Raw genomic sequence first — 18,253 nt, 5'->3', positions numbered from 1 at the left:
AACCACGCAGGACTTTAGTTCTTTCGAATACTGACTTTTGTATTGCCAGCGTTCATAAGTTTCCCTAGGCTCACCGCCCATGAACGTGACCGCGCCTCTCGAGGCCACCGACTTCGTCATCTTCGGAGGCACGGGCGACCTCGCCCTCCGCAAGCTGCTCCCCGCGCTGCTGCTCCGACTGCGCGACGGCCAGTTGCCCACGCGGACGCGCGTCGTCGCCGTCTCGCGCGCCGGTCTCGACGACGCCGGCTACCGCGACAAGGTGCGCGGCGCGCTCCCGGAGTTCGTCCCCGGCGTCACGTCGGGCGAGATCGACGACTTCGCCGCGCGGCTCGAGCACGTGTGCCTCGACGTCGACGAGCCGGACGACTGGCACGCACTCGGGGATCGCCTCCGCGAGCGGGCGAACCCGGTCCGGGTCTTCTACCTCGCCGTCGGGCCGGCCCTCTTCGGGACGATCTGCCACCGCCTCGACGAGATCGGGCTCGTCCAGCCGAGCAGCCGTGTCGTCCTCGAGAAGCCGCTCGGGCACGACCTCGCCTCTGCCCGGGAGATCAACGACTCCGTCGGCGAGGTCTTCGCCGAGTCGCAGATCTTCCGGATCGACCACTACCTCGGCAAGGAGAGCGTGCAGAACCTCCTCGTGACGCGCTTCGCCAACTCGGTCTTCGAGCCGCTGTGGCACGCCACGGCCATCGACCACGTGCAGATCACGGTCGCCGAGTCGGTCGGTGTCGGGAGCCGCGGCGGCTACTACGACAGTGCAGGCGCGATGCGCGACATGCTGCAGAACCACCTGCTCCAGCTCCTCTGCCTCGTCGCGATGGAACCCCCGACCCAGGTCGCCGGTGAGTCGGTGCGCGACGAGAAGCTCAAGGTCCTGCAGGCCCTCACGCCGCTCGAGGACCTCGACGGCGCGTGCGTCCTCGGGCAGTACACGGCCGGTCTCGTCGACGGCGCGGCCGCCCCCTCCTACGTCGAGGAGGTCGAGGCGCCGAGCCGGACGGAGACCTTCGTCGCGCTCCGGGCGGAGGTCCGCAACTGGCGCTGGGCGGGCGTCCCCTTCTACCTGCGCACCGGCAAGCGGATGCGCGAGCGCTGCTCCGAGATCGTCGTCGCCTTCAAGCCGACCCCGCACCCGATGTTCCCCGGCAGCGAAGGGACGCAGGAGCCGAACAGGCTCGTCATGCGCCTCCAGCCCGACGAGAGCGTCAGGCTCCACCTCGTCGCCAAGGAGCCCGGACCCGGCGGGATCCGAGTCCGCCCCGTCTCGCTCGACCTCAACTTCTCCCAGGCCTTCGGCGCACCCTCCCCCGACGCCTACGAGCGACTCCTCATGGACGTCGTGCGCGGCAACACGACGCTCTTCATGCGCCGCGACGAGATCGAGGCGGCCTGGCGCTGGGTCGAGCCGATCATCCGTGGGGTCGGTGCCCGCCGACCCCGCCCCTACGCGGCCGGCACCGACGGCCCCGCCGCGGCCGACCTGCTGATCGAGCGTGACGGACGCTCATGGAACGAGGACGTGACCCGATGAACCCCACCCTCCACCCCGTCATCGACGACGTGACCACCCGACTCCGCGAGCGGAGCGCGACGACCCGCCGGGCCTACCTGTCACGGGTGCGTGCCGCCGCCGACCGCGGACCCGCCCGCGGCCGGCTCGGCTGCGCCAACCTGGCCCACGGCTTCGCCGGAGCACCTCGGGAGGCGAAGGGGGACCTGCGCGGCCTGGTCAAGCCCAACATCGCGATCGTCACGGCCTACAACGACATGCTCTCCGCGCACGTCCCCTTCGCCGGCTACCCCGAGACGCTCAAGAAGGCGGTGCTCGGGGCGGGCGGCATCGCGCAGGTCGCCGGCGGCGTGCCCGCGATGTGCGACGGGATCACCCAGGGACGCGACGGCATGCAGCTCTCGCTCTTCAGCCGTGACGTCATCGCGATGTCGACCGCTGTGGCGCTCTCGCACGACATGTTCGACGGCACGCTCCTGCTCGGCGTGTGCGACAAGATCGTGCCGGGCATGCTCATCGGTGCGCTGTCCTTCGGCCACCTGCCGACCCTCTTCGTGCCCGCGGGTCCGATGACCTCGGGACTGCCGAACGGTGAGAAGGCGCGGGTGCGGCAGGAGTACGCCGAGGGCAAGGTCGACCGGCGCGCCCTCCTCGACGCGGAGGCCAGCTCGTACCACTCCGAGGGCACGTGCACCTTCTTCGGCACGGCGAACAGCAACCAGCTCCTCATGGAGGTCATGGGCCTGCACCTGCCGGGAGCCACCTTCGTCAACCCCGGCACGCCACTGCGGGAGGCGCTGACCGTCGAGGCCGGGCGCCGGGTCACCGAGCTCGCGCTCGCCGGGCAGGCGCCGCTCGGGGAGGTCGTCGACGAGCGGGCGGTCGTCAACGCGTGCGTCGCGCTCCTCGCAACGGGCGGCTCGACGAACCACACTCTCCATCTCGTGGCCATCGCGCGGGCCGCCGGCATCATCCTCTCTTGGGACGACCTCGCCGACCTGTCGACGGTCGTGCCCCTCCTCGCCCGCATCTACCCCAACGGCTCCGCGGACGTGAACCACTACGCGGCGGCGGGCGGGCTCGCCGTCACCGTGCGCACCCTCCTCGAGCACGGACTGCTCCACGAGGACGTCCTCACCGCGGATGGCCGGGGCCTGCGGCGGTACACCCGTGAGACGCGGCTGCGCGACGGCGAGGTGGTGCGTGAGGAGGGACCGGCAGAGAGCCTCGACGAGTCCGTGCTGCGGACGGTGGACGCCCCCTTCGCCACGGACGGCGGTCTGCGGGTCATCGAGGGCAACCTCGGTCGCGGCGTCGTCAAGGTCTCCGCGGTCGCGCCGGAGCACCGGAGCGTCACCGCACCGGCGCGGTGCTTCGACGACCAGCACGACCTGCTGCGCGCCTTCGAGGAGGGCAGCCTCGACGGCGACCTCGTCGCCGTGGTCCGGCACCAGGGTCCGGCGGCCAACGGGATGCCGGAGCTGCACAAGCTCACGCCCGCGCTCGGGGTCCTCCAGGACCGAGGCCACCGGGTCGCGATCGTCACCGACGGCCGGATGTCCGGCGCCTCGGGCAAGATCCTCGCGGCCATCCACGTCACGCCCGAGGCCAGCCTCGACGGCCCGCTCTGCCGCGTGGTGGACGGCGATCTCGTCACCGTCGACGCGGATGCCGGGACCTTCTTCGTCCACGACGACATCAGTGCGCGGGAGGCGCACCTCGTCTCCCACGACTTCACGGGCACCGGCCGTGAGCTCTTCGACAACATGCGCGCGTCGGCCGGCCCGGCCGACGAGGGCGCGTCCTTCTTCTTCTCAGGTGGTCACGCATGAGCCTTCTCGACATCTCCCCCGTCATCCCCGTCGTCATCCTCGAGGACGCCAGCCGGGCGGTCCCGCTCGCACGGGCCCTCGTCGCGGGCGGCATCGACATCATCGAGCTCACCCTGCGCACCTCGTCCGCGCTCGAGTCCATCGAGCGGATCGCCGAGGAGGTGCCCGAGATCACCGTCGGGGCGGGCACGGTCGTCGACCCGGCGCAGGCGGGGCAGGCTGCAGCGAAGGGGGCGAGCTTCCTCGTCTCCCCGGGCGCCACGGACCCCCTCCTCGACGCCATGACGGAGACCGGGCTGCCCTTCCTCGCCGGCACCGCGACCGTGAGCGAGATGCTCGCCCTGCGCGAGCGCGGCATCCGCGAGGCGAAGGTCTTCCCCGCGCGGGCCTCGGGTGGTGCTCCCTTCCTCCAGGCGGTGCACAGCCCGGTGCCCGACATGCGCTTCTGCCCCACGGGTGGGATCGGCCCGGCCGACGCCGCCGACTACCTCGCGCTCCCCAACGTCGGCTGCGTCGGCGGCTCGTGGATCACCCCCGCGGCCGTGGTCGAGGTCGCTGACTGGGGCGAGATCACCCGCCTCGCGAGCGAGGCGCTCGCGGTGGCCGGGACCATCCGTGCCTGAGCACGTCGTCGGGGTCGACGTCGGCGGGACGACGATCAAGTCCGCCCTCGTCGACGCCGGCAGCGGCATCCTCATGGGACAGCGATTCGTCGCCGACACCCCCCGGCCGGCCACGCCGGCGGCGATCTCCGAGTGTGTGGCGGAGATCGTGCGGGCGTTGGCACCGACCGACGCCACCCCCGTCGGCATCGCCCTCCCGGCCGTCGTCCGGCGCGGGGTGGTCGAGACGGCCGCGAACATCGACCCGTCGTGGATCGGGTACCCCGTCGAGGACTCGCTCCACACGGCACTGGCGCGCCCCGTCACGGCCGTCAACGACGCCGATGCCGCCGGCATCGCCGAGACCAGGCGGGGCGCCGCGGCGGCAGGCTCCGGTGTCGTCGTCGTGACGACCCTCGGCACCGGCATCGGCAGCGCCCTCCTCGTCGACGGCACCCTCGTGCCGAACACCGAGCTGGGTCACCTGCCCATGTCGGGCCGCCCCGCCGAGCACCTCGCCTCGACCGCGGCTCGGGAGCGGGAAGGGCTCTCGTACGTGAAGTGGGCGGAGCGGCTCACCGCCTACTACGGGCTCCTCGAGAGCCTCCTCACCCCCGACCTCATCGTCGTCGGCGGGGCGGTGAGCGCATCGGCCGACCGGTTCCTCCCGCACGTGCGCACCCGCGCCCCGATCGTCCCGGCAGCGCTCGGCAACGACGCGGGGGTCATCGGCGCCGCTCTGGCAGGCCGACGGGTCGCCGACCAACCCGTGGTGATGCCCGCGGCCGGATGACGATGGGGTCCTCAGTCGGGCCGGGCTCGTCGGTGACCTTCCCGGCTTCATCCTGATGCCGGGAACGGTCCGATCGACGGTGTAGGCGTGTGCTGCGGTGATGTGCCGCTCCTGACGATCGATGACAGCGGCCACCTCCGTGGACTTGAGGATGTCGTCGAACTGCTGGCGGGAGTCGGCTCCGATGACCAAAGCCGCGTGGTGGCGGCGGTGCGCAGGGCCCGCGTGGTTCACGCCCGGGGTGCTCCACATGGCTGCGATGTAGCGCATGAAGGTGTACGTGCGCAGATCCTGGGCGCCGGCCCCGTGCAACGCTCGTCCCAGCTCGTCGTGGATGAAGGTGCGGAAATCACGGGACCGGGTGCCCTTGCGCTGCCGGATCATGACGACGGTCCGATGCCCGACGCTGTCGTCGAGTCGTTCGGTCCACCACCGCCCTCGAGACTGGCCGGTCTGGTAGCCGATGACGGTCTCGAAGGGGTTCTGCTCGTCGAAGTAGACAGCCTTGGAGTGCGGGATGTTGCGGACGGCTCCGACGACACCCGCGAAGCGGAGCTCGGCGATCCCGTCGTAGTCCTCAGGACTGATGGTGCCGACCATCCCGGTCGCCGGCCGCACGGTCGGCGAGCAGTTCTCCGGTGATCGTCGCCGAGGTGTCGACCCGAACGGCGCCCTCGGTGGTCTGGACCCACCAGGCGTCGGCGGTTCGAAGGATCGAGATGCTCATGAGGTTGCCACTTTCATCAGGCCCCGGAGCCGGGACAGGTCGAATTCGTTGTCTTCTCGCAGGGCGACGGCCATCGCACGTAGTTCGCGCACCGACTCGCGGCCGGGCGCGATGCCCCGTGTAAACAACACCGCCCACCCCCGCCCCCTTCGCACGCCCCCCGCCCCCTGCCTCGGCGATGCGATGCAGGATGCCTTCCTCGGCGCCCTGCACGGCCTCACCGCCGTCGGTCTCCGTGCGCGAAGCCGCCGAGCAACTCGGCGTGACGACCGACGAGGTCCGGGCCATGGTGGGGCAAGGCATCCTCTCGGCGACTCCCTCCGGTGCTGGCATCACCGTCCCCTCGCTCAACAGGGCCGCAGGACGGCACCAACAGGGCAGCGGGCGCCGCCCGTCGCCGAGCGCTAAGGGTGGGAGCGCCACGACGCGGAAGCGACGCGCGGCGAGCGTCGAGGAGGCTGCCGCCGCCGATCGGCGCCGCCTTTCGATCTTCGATCTATTGGACCGTGAGGACGCCGAGGACGCCCGTAAGATCGAGCGGATGGAAGCGCGCGCGGCGGACCGACGCGCGCGGGGGTACCCGCAGCCCGCGACGGCATGACCGGCCGGCCGGTGAGCGGGGTCTGCCGACATTGGGCCGCCGTCGCTAGAGCCTGCCTCGGCGCACCGCGCCCCTGTCGGTCTCCCCGGCCGCGTTCTGGCGTGGGGTCGGGACCTCGGCCGCTCCGCGCGCGCTCTAGCCCTCTCCGAGCCCGAACTCCTCCGCCGGGCCCCATGACCCGTCACTGAAGAGCGCGACCGCGCGCCCGTCCTCACTGGCCACGACGACGAAGGTCGCCCCGGCCTCTCCCCCTTCGATCTCATCCATGCGGCGACGGTAGGCCCGCGCCTGACCCTCCGCAACAAATCTCACGCGAGGCGCCTTGCGCATTGCTGTCTGACGCTTCCCGACCACGCCGCGTTTCCCCGTTGCTGTCACGGTTGCTGTCAGACACGCTCTCGCTCCTCGCCCCGGACATGACGAAGGCCCGGAATCCGTTGAGATTCCGGGCCTTTTACCCGTCGGGCTGACAGGATTTGAACCTGCGACCCCTTGACCCCCAGGTGGCAGGAACAAGGCTCATAGCCCACCTGACCAGGGGTTTTGCGTTTCAGGAGCGCGCTCTGCGCGTCACATTTCGCAGGGTTTGCAGGTTGTTGGTCACCTAATTGGTCCACTTCATCCACGGCGGCGGATGTACCGAATTAGCTGGCCTCGTTGCCACCGGCCTGGCTGTCCTGGACCACCTGAACCTCGTCCTGACGGAGCAATGCCCTGGCCGTGTTCGCTGCGTCACAGGCAACCAGTGAGACGCGGCGGAGCATCGGCCGCAGAGCGTCGCGTGCGTCTTCCCACCTCGCCGACCAACTGTCCTGTGTGCGTTGGCTGTCGAGCTGCGCGATCACTGAATCGAGCACGGATGAGTCCAACGAGTCCGCCAACGCGATGAAGCGGCCGGCATCAACCAAGTCGTGCTTCTGCGGCTGGTTGAGTGCGGCAAGCAGGTCGCTGTGCATCTGGGAAAGCCAACTTCCTGCGGCCTCCCGGTCGACGAGGGCTACGGCTTCCAAATCAGCAGAAATACTGCTCCATCCAGACCCGCGCGGCCCGTGGACCTCAACGAGCCTTCCTTGCTTGAGCCAACGGACTGCCAGGTCGGGATAGAGCTTCACGAGCGTGGAAGGGAACGGTTGGGCGTGAGGAACGAACTGGTGACAGGTTCGGTTTAGGCCGCGAGTGTGAGCGGCTCGGTTAGCTTGGCTTCGAACTCGATGGGCGTCAAGCCGCCGAGGGTGTCCTGGGCGCGCTGGCGGTGATACTTCCGCTCGATCCAGACGACGATCGCGAGCCGCAGCTCCTGCCGAGTTGCCCACCGCTGCTGGTTGAGAACGTTCGTCTGCAGCAGCGACCAGAACGACTCCATGGCCGCGTTGTCCCCGGCGGCGCCGACTCTGCCCATCGATCCGACCATGTCGTGACGGCGCAACTCGCGGGCCATGGCCCGGCTGCGAAACTGGCTACCCCTATCGGCATGCAGGATGCACCCGGCAACCTCACCGCGGCGGGCGACGGCGTTTCGGACGGCGTCGACGGCGAGCTTCGCGGTCATCCGATCCGAGATGGAGTAGCCGACGATCCGGTTGGAGAACACGTCTTTGATCGCGCAGCAGTAGAGCTTGCCCTTGGCAGTCCAGTGCTCCGTGATGTCGGTGAGCCAGAGCCTGTTCGGGGCGTCGGCGCGGAACACACGCTGCACGTGATCGTCGAACACCGGCGGCCCGGCCTTCTTGCCCTTCCCGCGTCGCCGCCGTTGCGCCGAGGAGAGGATCCCGGCCTGCGAGCACAGCTTCCACGCCGTGCGCCTGCTCATCCGCCACCCCGCTCGGCGGGCTTCGTCGGCGAGGTATCGGTAGCCGAACGTCGGGTCGTCGTAATGCGCGTCGTGCAGCGCGTTGATCCGATACGCGCGGAGCACGTCGGCATCCCTGACAGGGTCGCCTCGCCACCGGTAGTAGGGCTGGCGGGCGAGCTTGAGGACCCGGCACGACACCGTCACGGGGATCCCCGAGTCGGCGAGCTCAGATACGAGCGGGTAGGTCATTTTGGGGAGCCACCGAGTTTCAGGTTCGCCTGCGACAGATACGCCGCCGCTCGCCGGAGGACCTCGTTCTCCTGCTCGAGTAACCGGATCCGCTTCTTCAGTTCCCGAGCCTCGGCGGCGTCCGCGGCGGTCTGGCCGGGACGGTTGCCGTCCTCGACATCGGCTTGACGGAGCCAGTTCTGCAGGGTCGCTTCGCTGATACCGAAGTCGGTGGCGATCTGTTTGATGGTGACGCCGCTCTCGCGGCTGCGAGCGACCGCGACAACGTCTTCGCGGAACTCTCTGGGATAGGGACCGGGCATGATGACATCCTCCCCGTCAGCGCCTCCCGGCACTAACGATCAGTTGTCACCGATTCGTTCCTCACGCCCGTTCGATATCGCTCTCGTTACTTAACAGAAACCCACGTACGACGCTAGCTCCTCGATTCCCGAAAGAAAGATGGTGAAGCAGATGATCTACGGCACCGAATGGGCGACCCTCTGGCCACCCCTCTTGTCGCGCTTCATCTACAACGTTCAATAGCCAATCGGTAGAGAGGTTCATCGCGATCTCATCCGTGATGTCAGTCGACAGGTAGGACAACCAACCGAGAAGTATGTCGAGGTTGTGAAGCTGGTAGCGCTTCTTGGATTCGAGCGACCTCGTGGCGGCCACCCAATCGGGCTCTTCACCGATGAGTGTGGGGTCGTAGGTTGAGGCCGCCGCCGATGAGGAGCATGCGGAGGCGGTAGTTGTCGCGGTTGCGAAAGCCGCGGGCTACGCGGCGGTGGAGCTCAATGAGGCCGTTGATGGCTTCGGTGCCGCCGTTGTTGGCGCCGTTGGTGTCGAAGTAGCCGAGGAACTCGCGGCGCCAGGTGTTCAGGGTCTTGCCCAGGCGGGCGACCTCGGGGATCGGGCATGAGGCGAAGGTGTCGAGGATCTTCTCGGCGACCGCTCGCCCGGCAGCATGAGTGGCCTGGTGGTAGGCGGAGCGGACCTGCTGGGCGCACACCCAGGCGACCTCGACCTCGAGGTGGCGTTCGTCGGCAGCCCACGCCGCCTCGAGCCGGGCGCGTTGTCGCTCGGTGAGGTTCTCGGCGCCGGCGCGCAGGATGTTGCGGATCCGGTACAGCGGGTCGTTCTTGCGGCCTCGGTGGCCGTGGATCTGCTGCTGGACACGTCGGCGGACGTCGTCGACGACGGCGGTGGCGAGCTTGACGACGTGGAAGGCGTCCAGGACCGAGCGGGCGTCCTCGAGCTGGTCGTCGATCGCGTTCTTGTACCCGTGGAACGGGTCCAGCGTGGCCACCTCGACCCGGGCTCGGAAGGCCTGGCCGCGCTGGTCGAGCCAGTCCTTGTACACGGCGCCGGAGCGACCCGGGACGAGGTCGAGCAGCCGGGCCCTGGTGCGCCCGCCCGCATCACGGGTCAGGTCGACCATCCCGGTCAGCTCCTTCGGGCCGCGTCCGCCGTCCTCGATCGGCTTGGTCGAGACGTGATGCCACACATGTTCATCGACCCCGAGGATCGCGACCCCCTCGAAGCGCGACACGTCGTCGGCTGCGGCCTGCAGCAGCGGCCGGATCGACTCCCACACGGTCCGCCACCCTGTCCCGAGCTGGCGCCGTACCCCGTTGACGCTGGCGTGCTCGCGGCGGATCTGCTCGATCGCCCACCGGCACGCCCGGGCCGTCAACAACCCGCGAGGCGTCGCGACAGCGTCGTCCTGCTCCACGAACGAGCCGACCCCGCACGCGGGCTCCAGGCACAGCCAGCGGCGCTTGCGCCAGATGATCCGCACCGGCCGGCCAAACGCCGGCGCGTCGACCAGGCGCACCTCCACCCGTCCGTGGCCGCGGGCGATGACCCCGCAGGAGCGGCATCCCATCGGCTCCGGAGCCGACTCCACCGTCACGACCAACCGGTCGTCACCGTGCTGCTCGACAGCGATCACATGCAGCCCGGGTAGTCCGACGAGCACGTCGCAACGGTCGCAGTAGCCGCCGCGCACACGGCAGCACAACGTAGGCTCGGGCATCGTCGAGGTCCTTGCGATCAGGAGAGGTAAGAGTCCTCTGATCTTCGAGGGCCTCGACCCTTTCCACCCTTACCCCACGCCCCGGCGCGTCGCGCTCACCCCACACTCATCGGTGAAGAGCCCCCAATCGACCTTCTGCATCGCAACGAGCACAGCATCCGCGAGCTCGCGAAGCGCGGGCTCCTTAGCCTCCATGAACGCCGCGCGAACACCATCTGACTCGTGCGGCTCGCGCTTGGCGTCTTCCTCGTCGGCATCGCTCGCCGACGGAGCATCAGCAAGCATCGCGACGATAAGCATCGTGCCGAATACCCAATCTGAAAAATTGCTGGCCGCGTCTGCGAGGTCGCGCTCCATTGCTTCGCGTATCTCATCAGCGCAGACGTCAAACACGATCACTGCCGTCTGCGGGGAGATCGAAGCAAGCGCGTCGACAAAGTCGTAGATTTCGAAGGGATGGGATCGAGAGTCTCGCATCGATAGCCACTCCTTGAGCGCCCCTGCGTCTATTCCGCGTTCAAACTCAGCGCTCCACGCAAGTAGATCCCCCGTGCGCCAATCCGTGCACAACTCCTGGATGATATGTGTCCAGTCCATCGCTGTCTGGCGACTACCTGCGACAGAGACTCGCTCAGCAATCACCGATGCCGGAATCGAGTTGCGGATGCGCTCGTAAGCGGCCTCGTGGCTTGAGCGCAAGCCGCTGAACATCCATTTGTATCCGTTTGCTTCCTCCGAGGTCATGGCCGGCAGCCAGTCGATGATGCTGTCTGCGAGCTCCTCGGCGGCCTGGTCGGACAACTTGCGGAACCACTCAGAGGTCCACACGAGGTTGAGAGCGACGCCGCGGTCGCTGCCAGGAGATGCTCCGAGGCACTGGTCTACCAGGGCCTCGGAGACCTCCTCGTCCACGAGGGCACTCGCCCATTGATATCTATAAGTGTCGATCCGATCGAAGACTCGGAGAAGCCAAAACTTACCCGCCGCGTCCACCCGCACGTCGAGCAAGGCGGCCCGGACGCATTCGCGCACGATCGCTCCGATTCCTGACTCGGCCCGGAGCCCCAAATTCTGAAGAGCACGCTCAGCGATGCGAATATGCGACGCGCGTATACGGTCGTCTTGCTCACGAACGAGTCTTGAGTTGGACAGAAAGAGAAGCGCACGATCAATGCGTTCCGTGTCCAGCACGCCGTCAGAGGAGAAGCGCGCTCCTCCAATCTTCATTGCCGTTGAGTCGAGTTCACCTCGCGTGACACCGGCGTCGCGAGAGGTCATCTGTCCGACGCAAACGAAGGCGAACACCAGCGCGGCATCAATGTTCTCAACCGCGCGATCCAACGTGCCAACGATGCGGCGTTCGCCGCCGGAAGCAACGAACATGTATAGCCACGGCTCAGTGGCCGTGCGAGCCGCAAGCTCGAGGCGCTGTTCGGGGGTATCGGAGAACGCCGACCATCGGACTCGATCGTCAAGCTCAGTCATTAATGGGCCAATCGTGTTCAGATTGGCGCGACAGTACGCATGCAACGTAGCGACTGCCTGATTGGCAAGGAGCATCTCGCCATCACGCGGTTCGAGCTGCTCCGTCGAAACCAAGAGCACCGCATGACCATCATCGACAGAAGACTCGAAGGCCGCGATCACATTGCGATCAATAGCTTGGGCATCATCGACGACTGCAAGCACGGGGCCCCGCATTCGCGTCAACTCCGCTACGTCTGCTGGGGTCGCCACTCCAGCCTGTTTCAACTCGACTACCTGCCACCCATCGCGATTGAGTCGACGTGCGGCATGAAAAGCCGTCACCGATTTTCCGGTGCCGCTCGACCCCGAAAGAGTCGCAAACCTCGAAGCCAAAAGCCGCTCAGCCAGCCTCGGCGCAGCCGGCAACTCAGGGCATGCGTTCACATCCGTAGGACGAAGTCTCTCTCCTCGCAGTGCCGCGAGAAAACTTCTACTGCGTGCGAAGGTGACGTGCTTCCAACCCGCCAGCGGGTCCGGTGGCACGAGCTGGGAGGCGACATCTGATAGAGCAGTGTCGGCTGTGCTTCTGATTGCGCCTTCGCCGGTTGCGGACGGTCCGACTCGAACAACGGGCCACCGCTCTTCCAATGGTGCCAACAAAGACTCCACGACCGCTGCGTCGCTTCCGCTGTATCCGAGTACGAGGAGTGTTCGGGGTCGATCCGATAAAGCGACGACGTGATCGAGCACTTCGGACGAAACCACGCCGTCTTCGTCCGGTAGGACCCAATCGTCCTCAGGATGAGCAGCATCGCCGTGCGGCTTGTGGAGCACACCTGTTGGCAACGCCACGCCGTACATGTGCTCGTAGGCACGTTCTACACAGGTGTCCCAGTTGAACGAAACCACGCCCTCGATGTGGCCACTGTTCACGAGACGGGCGAGATCGAAATGGGCACTTGACGGGTCGCGATCAGCATCGAGCGCCGCGAAAGCTGTCTGGAAAGCGGTTCTGACGAGTGGGAAAGCTCGGACCAGCCGCCACCCTTCATCTAGTGCGCTGCGACCTGAGCTCAGGACCTCCTTCGCGCTACCCGCGATGCCGGTTCTCTCGCGCAGCGCGATAAGCGCCTCCGGGACGTCCTCGATTGCCTGCCATAGAAGCGGGGGAAGCTGAGCCGTCATCGGGTAGCCACCGGCAGAAAGCCCGGCGCCAACAACCGCGAAGGCGCCGAACGAGCGGATCATTCCAACCGCCTGAGTGGTGTCTGCAGTCATCATCCGATTCCTATGCCTAGTCCGTCGAATCGAAGACTGACTGCGATGTACGCCTCGGCAGTTCCCATACGAGCCACATAAGGGAGGCTCAGATTAGCCATTCCCTCGGACTCGCTCTCGCGCGCGATCCCGTATCTGCTCGCGCAGCCGCGCGCGAACTTCATCATGAATCGTGGTCGAAACCTCTTCCGCAGTTTCGACGGACACGACAAGCGCGTACCGGACACGATTGCCTGCGCGGAGTCGTTGCGCATCATCCATGCACTCGATGTGGATTGGGAATCCGGCACCGTCGCCGAAGACCATTGCCTGAGTGCCCTGTACGAGTTCGTGTTGCAGGCTTCCGCGGCGCACAGCGAAGTGTTCCCCCTCTACGCGGTCGCCTGCGGCAAGATGGGTGTCTGGTGTAGCGAAGTAGACCTTTGCCGCGCGGTAGCGCTTGAGCTGACCGGCTGTGGGGGCGGCATAAGCGAGGGTGATCGTGAAGCGATGCCATGCAGAGCGCGACCGCAGCGACGGGGGAAGCGGAAGCTCATATGTATGGCGCTGATCGCGCGCTATGAGGCCCCCTGCTATGAGCACAGCGCGATTGGTTGCCGCGCGGCCAAGCCGTGCCGTGTCGAGCTTGCCGTAGCCGAGCAACAATGACAGCTTGCGTCGAACGTCTTGGCCCGTGAGCCCGAGTTCGCGACGTAGGCGCGTCTCCCATTCGCCCCAGCTACTTGCGTGCGCGAGGAGGGCTCGCACGAGCAACGGGTGGTAAAGCGGGTCGGGCAGAGGCGCGTCCTCTGCATCGCCAGTCCCGGATTCGAGGATGTCGAACAGTCTGCTCGCCTCCCGAGTGACCAGGGCGGTGGCATTGCTCGTCCCAAACGTGAAGACCGTGCTGTTCGTCGCGCCTCCCCGACCGGGGCTGGCGACCTGGAGCCCCGGTCCCGTGACTCCCGATGGAGCGATTTCCAGAGTGGTCTGCGCTTCGCCAGGCGTGTGAACGGGCCGGAGGTAGACGGCTCGTCCACCGATGTGATGGACGTCAGGCTTGATCGAGCGGTCGACACCGGGACCGGTCGCGCTGTAGTGCGACGGCGCTCTGGGACTTGTGATGTCCCAGACAGTATCCGGGAGCTCAATGTCACCATATCCATCTTCATGAGTTGCGCCGACGGTGAGCGAGTTGAGTGCATCACCAGGCGGCAGGATGCCACGGAGCAAACTCGTTTCGTAAACGGCGCGCGTCGCGGCCTTCCGCACCGTCTCGACATCAGGCGAGTCAGTTGCGGGAATCGAGATCGCGTCGTGGTGATTGCCTGCGCTAACGATGAACAGCAAGTTGTAGTCGTTCGCGAGCCAATCCAGGAGTCGACCGACTGGGCTCATCCGTCGAGTGAGCGCTCGCGTTTGCGCGCCAATGGAGAGGTTGACGACGCGAACACTCGGAGCAGTCGCCGGTCGTCCGGATTCTCCCACTTGCATGCGACGGATCGCACGGTGCAGAAGGTCGGGTAGCAGTCGGTCCGGCAAGACTTGTTCATGCCCGGTGTGGAACTCGTGTGGGCGCATGATCGGCCGAACGTACAGCTTGCGATCCAATGGCTCACCGGGTGCGGAAAGGTCACCGTGGATGATGAGCGATGCCATCGCCGTCCCGTGGTGGCGGGCCGCCATCGCATAGTCCTCGCCGATCCCGTCGGGGTCATCGACCGTGAGTCGGCCCGCCAACGCATCGTGGTTCTGGAATGGCATGCCGTCCAGCAGTGCGACACGTGGTAGTCCTGCTACTTGCTCGCCGATGGGAAGTTGCACCTCAGCGACCGGGTCCAGCGTCGCTGGAGCAACGTTCATCGGAGTGAACGGGCTGACGAACATCACCTCATCGGTGGTGAGGAGGCGGATAGCCGTCGCTCCGTCTCGGAGGACGGCCTCGACTTGCTGGATCGGCAGCTCCGCCAGGATGGCGTGGTAGCTGATCTCTCCGATCTGCGAGCGGTCCAGGATGGTACCGCCGCTCGCGGTGATGACTTGTTCCACGTGGGATTCGGCGGCTGTTCGCTGTGACGGATCGCTCCGATGCCAGAGTTCGACCTCGACTTTCACGGCGCTGATCGATTGGCCGACGATGGAGAGGGTTTCTTGCCATCGCTCGCGCAGTCCAGTCTCTCGAATGCGGTCTTCCGCGCTCCATCGCCGGATCGCTGTCAACTGCAGGAAGGCGTCTTTGAATTTCCCCAGCCCATACTCGAAGGAGGCAGTCGGGTTCTCCTGCCACTTGCGGAAGAGTCGCACCAGCTCGTCGATCGCCTTTGCGTTCGACATCACAAGGTATAGCGAATGCTTCACCGACTTTTCGGTGCGTCCTGTCTCTCGCTCTGACATATGGAAGTCGTCGTCGGGATCGACCTCGTCGCCGACAAGCTCAGACAGGAACTCCAGCCCTTCGATGCGCTTAATGGCGTTCTGGAAGTCCTTCACACTTCCTGCGAGGTCGAAGACGACGACTAACTCGGGATCAACCTCGTCAGGCATGTCCGCCGCGAGTCGCGCCCGCTCGGCGTCGAATGCCGCCGTGAGTTCGCGAAACTGAGGAGACAATCGCTCACCCTGGCGCCGAGCACCCGGCTTAGTGAGACGCGGCATGTCCCGGTTTGGTTGTGAGGGCCGATCAACGATGACTGGCGGTCCGAATGCCAGGAGCGGCCTGCGCTCCGCGGTCACCCCGCTGCCTGACCACGCCTATGTTCAAGACGTTCCTGCACAATACGACGCAGGTTGCTGTCCGGTAACTCCAATACGGCCCGACGACGCACGTCGAGAGCGAACTCCTCCAGCTCGGCATAGCTGGCCCCAGCCAGCTTGTCGGCCAATGTGCGCGGCGTGAAGCCAAGGTCACCGCCGAGCCTGACTGCGAGACTTTCCAAGAACCTGGTCGCCTGTGCTCTGCTGGGTGCGTCAAGCTCCGCACGAATCTGGAAACGCCGCCAAGCAGCACGATCAAGCAACTCGCTGTGGTTAGTCGCTCCAACGAAGATCACATGCGCAGGGAGTCGATCGATCTGGAGCAGCAGCGTCGATACAACCCGCTTGATTTCACCAGTCTCGTGTTCATCGGACCGTTCTTTCGCGATCGTGTCCAGCTCATCGAAGAACAGAACACATCGCCGGGTCCGGGCGAACTCAAAAGCGTTGTCGAGCCGGGCGGCAGTCTCACCGAGGAAGCTCGACACAACACCCTCGTAGCGGATGACGTAAAACGGAAGCATCAGCTCGGCGGCGATCGCCTCAGCAACGCTGGTCTTTCCGTTGCCCGGAGGCCCGGACAGCAGAAGACGATTTCGCGGTTCGATCCCGTAGCTGCGTAGCAGCTCAGCCCGCTTCTGCTCTTCGATCAGCTCGGTGACGACCCGTTGGGGTACAGAGGCGAGTTCGATGTCGCTGAGCCGACGTGTCGGAACAACCTCTTGGACGAGGTCACGGATCGCTGCCGCCCTGTCATCTCGGACGTGGCTCTGCCCAGTTGTGGTGATGATCTCTGAGAGACGATCCGCCAGGAGATGATGCTGGTTGGCGCGCTCCTCGGCGATGACAGCCTCAACGAGCACCCGGAATCGGTCTTTATCGCCCCTACGTTCGGCCTCAACGAGGTCGAGGAGCAGGTCCGCTCGTGCCATGTCCCGCCTCCTCAGCCGCGTGTGGTGTCATCTGGTCCGATCTTACCGTTGACAGCTCCGAGGCTACCGAGGCGCACCGACACAGATGCAGCTAGCGGCAGGACAAGCGTCGAGGGCCTCAGATGCCAATTTCGGATTACGCGTCCACCGCCTTGGCCTGGCGAGCACGCCGCCGGGTGAGTGTCTCTCCGATGCGGGCATGGGTCAGGAGAACCAGGCTGACGGGTCCGATGATGGTCAGCTTCATCGAGTTCCAGATGCACAGGAGAACCAGGAGGTGCAGCCATCCGGGCCCACCGTCTTCGATGAGATCTCGGAAGGCGGCTGCGCCGAGGAGGTACGGAATGGCGAGAAGCATCGCCGGGACGCCCCACTTGAGTCCGCGGCGGGTGCGGATCGCATCGAGGAGCCGGTTGGTGGGCATGTAGCGGCGCAGGAAGTTGCGGGTGCGGACGCTGAGGGTCCAGATGAGTCGGAGCATGGCGGAGTCCTGTCATGGTCTCGGCGACAAGAACCTTGAAGGACTCACCCGCAAGCGGTGGAGCCATACTGTCGCGACGAGCGACAGCACATATTTAGAGGCCGCCTCGTCATCCACTTTAGAGCCTCTAAGCAGCGTGTTGCATGAACTTCTCGCGGAGCCGGTCATAACCATCACCGGCTATTAAGCTGCCAACTGAATCGGAAGATGAACATCAGCGCACCCCGGAGGGCTTGCATCAAGTGTCGTAGCTGTTCCGCTTCTTCTGGTGTGCCTTCATCGGCATGCTTCAGCTTCTCTGCTGCGTTCCGAACTTTCACGAGGCTCAGCGCGACCAACGGCTCCAGAGTCGAGTTCTCCATGGGAGGCTGTCCTGCGTATGCGAAGCACAGCGCTGTCCCACGTTTCGTCGGTACTCGCTGTCCGTTTCGCTCGAACACGAGAGTCTTGTCATCGGGCAAGCTCGAGTCGATCCAGGTCAACACCTCTTGAGTGGTGAAGGACATCCGCAACAATCGGTCGATGAACTCAACCAGGCTAGACGCGGCCTGGGAGACGCCATCGTCAGAGTTGGCAAGCGCGTGCTCAAACCCACGGAGCTTTCGTGCGAGAACATCGCTGAGTTCTGCTGCACGGCGCTGGACCTCATTGTCGAGGAACCCGCGCATCATCGTGGACAGCTCCGACACATCTATGTCGAGTGTGGTGGCTTCGTCATCTCGTATCGGAAGATTCAGCTCAATGAAGTCCATGTCGCGCTTATCGAAGAATGCGCCGATCTGTTGATCGATCTGCAGCGCGCTGTTCAGGAGCACTGCCTGGGCTTCTGTGAGTGCGCCAAGGCTAGAGCGTTCCTGCGCCGAAAGCGGAAGAACGGCATCTTCAATGGCTTGCGCGAGCGGCATCGCGGCCCGAAGCAGACGGCGCGATCCGACAAGAAATAGGGACCAGTCTTGTTCGACAGCCGACTTCAGTCGGTCAAACGTCTTGGTTCCAAGGAGCCGGTTCATGAACCGCTTGCCGTTTCCGTCTTTGTACCGCGCGGCGTAGCGCTCGACTCTGGTCTTGAGCTCAGATTCGTTGAACTCTAGGAACTTCGTGACTCTCTCATCTGGAACACCGTCGGGGAAGAACTGCTCGATACGAACAACGATCCGATCAAACCGGCTCTCCCAGTCTTGTTCTTCGGAGTCATCCAACAGATCGTGGAGCGTGGCCACTCCGACATCG

The 18,253-nt window shown here is 65.7% G+C and carries 15 protein-coding genes; 5 read left to right on the top strand and 10 right to left on the bottom strand.

Translation table 11 applies throughout. The features are described from left to right. The first annotated feature begins 79 nt into the window (after window positions 1–79). From zwf to ppgK, 4 genes are read left to right on the top strand one after another with little or no spacing between them, the layout of a single operon-like run. The gene (gene zwf / locus ACQBJO_RS08220) at window positions 80–1,537 is read left to right on the top strand and encodes a glucose-6-phosphate dehydrogenase (protein ID WP_255186229.1); all 1,458 of its coding nucleotides are present in this window, start codon (window positions 80–82) and stop codon (window positions 1,535–1,537) included. After that, window positions 1,534–3,348, top strand: a complete 1,815-nt coding sequence (gene edd, locus ACQBJO_RS08215; protein WP_421008227.1) for a phosphogluconate dehydratase — start codon at window positions 1,534–1,536, stop codon at window positions 3,346–3,348. Before zwf ends, edd begins: the two co-directional genes overlap by 4 nt. Beyond that, window positions 3,345–3,971 (top strand): bifunctional 4-hydroxy-2-oxoglutarate aldolase/2-dehydro-3-deoxy-phosphogluconate aldolase, encoded by a 627-nt coding sequence (eda, locus tag ACQBJO_RS08210; protein ID WP_068312821.1) that lies wholly within the window; start codon window positions 3,345–3,347, stop codon window positions 3,969–3,971. Before edd ends, eda begins: the two co-directional genes overlap by 4 nt. Beyond that, window positions 3,964–4,743 (top strand): polyphosphate--glucose phosphotransferase, encoded by a 780-nt coding sequence (gene ppgK / locus ACQBJO_RS08205; RefSeq protein WP_185222156.1) that lies wholly within the window; start codon window positions 3,964–3,966, stop codon window positions 4,741–4,743. The genes eda and ppgK overlap by 8 nt, the downstream gene beginning before the upstream one ends. Before the next feature lie 577 nt (window positions 4,744–5,320). On the opposite strand, the gene ACQBJO_RS08200 is transcribed toward ppgK, so the two are convergent. Then, window positions 5,321–5,470 carry a hypothetical protein gene (locus ACQBJO_RS08200; RefSeq protein WP_421008226.1) on the bottom strand — a complete coding sequence of 50 codons (150 nt, stop codon included), beginning with the start codon at window positions 5,468–5,470 and terminating at the stop codon, window positions 5,321–5,323. A 262-nt stretch (window positions 5,471–5,732) separates the two neighbouring features. On the opposite strand from ACQBJO_RS08200, the gene ACQBJO_RS08195 reads away from it, so the two are divergent. Next, window positions 5,733–6,071, top strand: a complete 339-nt coding sequence (locus ACQBJO_RS08195; protein ID WP_421008225.1) for a hypothetical protein — start codon at window positions 5,733–5,735, stop codon at window positions 6,069–6,071. A 135-nt stretch (window positions 6,072–6,206) separates the two neighbouring features. Here ACQBJO_RS08195 and ACQBJO_RS08190 read toward each other — a convergent pair whose 3' ends face one another. The 9 genes from ACQBJO_RS08190 to ACQBJO_RS08150 all read right to left on the bottom strand — a co-directional run bounded on the left by ACQBJO_RS08190 (window position 6,207) and on the right by ACQBJO_RS08150 (window position 18,243). Next, the gene (locus ACQBJO_RS08190; RefSeq protein WP_255186223.1) at window positions 6,207–6,338 is read right to left on the bottom strand and encodes a hypothetical protein; all 132 of its coding nucleotides are present in this window, start codon (window positions 6,336–6,338) and stop codon (window positions 6,207–6,209) included. 377 nt (window positions 6,339–6,715) lie between these two features. Beyond that, a complete protein-coding gene (locus ACQBJO_RS08185) occupies window positions 6,716–7,183 on the bottom strand; it encodes a hypothetical protein (RefSeq protein ID WP_421008224.1) in 468 nt (155 codons plus the stop codon). Window positions 7,184–7,236: 53 nt separating this feature from the next. Beyond that, window positions 7,237–8,414, bottom strand: a protein-coding gene (locus ACQBJO_RS08180) for an IS3 family transposase (RefSeq protein ID WP_421008223.1) whose coding sequence is annotated in 2 segments (ribosomal slippage) — window positions 7,237–8,145 and window positions 8,148–8,414 — 1,176 coding nt in all. Because the reading frame shifts where the segments join, the coding sequence is not laid out codon by codon here. A gap of 368 nt (window positions 8,415–8,782) precedes the next feature. After that, window positions 8,783–10,132 (bottom strand): ISL3 family transposase, encoded by a 1,350-nt coding sequence (locus ACQBJO_RS08175; RefSeq protein WP_234993782.1) that lies wholly within the window; start codon window positions 10,130–10,132, stop codon window positions 8,783–8,785. Window positions 10,133–10,201: 69 nt separating this feature from the next. Continuing rightward, a complete protein-coding gene (locus tag ACQBJO_RS08170) occupies window positions 10,202–12,877 on the bottom strand; it encodes a hypothetical protein (protein WP_421009190.1) in 2,676 nt (891 codons plus the stop codon). A 93-nt stretch (window positions 12,878–12,970) separates the two neighbouring features. Further along, entirely contained in the window at window positions 12,971–15,466 is a 2,496-nt protein-coding gene (locus ACQBJO_RS08165) for a S8 family peptidase (protein ID WP_421009189.1), read from the bottom strand. A gap of 119 nt (window positions 15,467–15,585) precedes the next feature. Next, window positions 15,586–16,542 carry an AAA family ATPase gene (locus ACQBJO_RS08160; protein ID WP_421009188.1) on the bottom strand — a complete coding sequence of 319 codons (957 nt, stop codon included), beginning with the start codon at window positions 16,540–16,542 and terminating at the stop codon, window positions 15,586–15,588. 136 nt (window positions 16,543–16,678) lie between these two features. Further along, window positions 16,679–17,023 carry a sulfate permease gene (locus ACQBJO_RS08155; protein WP_421009187.1) on the bottom strand — a complete coding sequence of 115 codons (345 nt, stop codon included), beginning with the start codon at window positions 17,021–17,023 and terminating at the stop codon, window positions 16,679–16,681. A 173-nt stretch (window positions 17,024–17,196) separates the two neighbouring features. Beyond that, window positions 17,197–18,243 carry a hypothetical protein gene (locus ACQBJO_RS08150; RefSeq protein ID WP_421009186.1) on the bottom strand — a complete coding sequence of 349 codons (1,047 nt, stop codon included), beginning with the start codon at window positions 18,241–18,243 and terminating at the stop codon, window positions 17,197–17,199. Window positions 18,244–18,253: the final 10 nt, after the last annotated feature.

Origin of the sequence: Janibacter zhangyanbonis (assembly GCF_050507325.1) — a bacterium.
Taxonomy (GTDB): domain Bacteria; phylum Actinomycetota; class Actinomycetes; order Actinomycetales; family Dermatophilaceae; genus Janibacter.
This window is presented reverse-complemented; position numbering and strand designations above follow the sequence as displayed.

What these genes read in the sequence shown, in the direction of transcription:
- zwf (WP_255186229.1), top strand. Translation starts at nt 80, where the DNA reads ATGAACGTGACCGCGCCTCTCGAGGCCACCGACTTCGTCATCTTCGGA.
- edd (WP_421008227.1), top strand. Translation starts at nt 1,534, where the DNA reads ATGAACCCCACCCTCCACCCCGTCATCGACGACGTGACCACCCGACTC.
- eda (WP_068312821.1), top strand. Translation starts at nt 3,345, where the DNA reads ATGAGCCTTCTCGACATCTCCCCCGTCATCCCCGTCGTCATCCTCGAG.
- ACQBJO_RS08200 (WP_421008226.1), bottom strand. Translation starts at nt 5,470, where the DNA reads ATGAGCATCTCGATCCTTCGAACCGCCGACGCCTGGTGGGTCCAGACC.
- ACQBJO_RS08190 (WP_255186223.1), bottom strand. Translation starts at nt 6,338, where the DNA reads ATGGATGAGATCGAAGGGGGAGAGGCCGGGGCGACCTTCGTCGTCGTG.
- ACQBJO_RS08175 (WP_234993782.1), bottom strand. Translation starts at nt 10,132, where the DNA reads ATGCCCGAGCCTACGTTGTGCTGCCGTGTGCGCGGCGGCTACTGCGAC.
- ACQBJO_RS08170 (WP_421009190.1), bottom strand. Translation starts at nt 12,877, where the DNA reads ATGACTGCAGACACCACTCAGGCGGTTGGAATGATCCGCTCGTTCGGC.
- ACQBJO_RS08160 (WP_421009188.1), bottom strand. Translation starts at nt 16,542, where the DNA reads ATGGCACGAGCGGACCTGCTCCTCGACCTCGTTGAGGCCGAACGTAGG.
- ACQBJO_RS08155 (WP_421009187.1), bottom strand. Translation starts at nt 17,023, where the DNA reads ATGCTCCGACTCATCTGGACCCTCAGCGTCCGCACCCGCAACTTCCTG.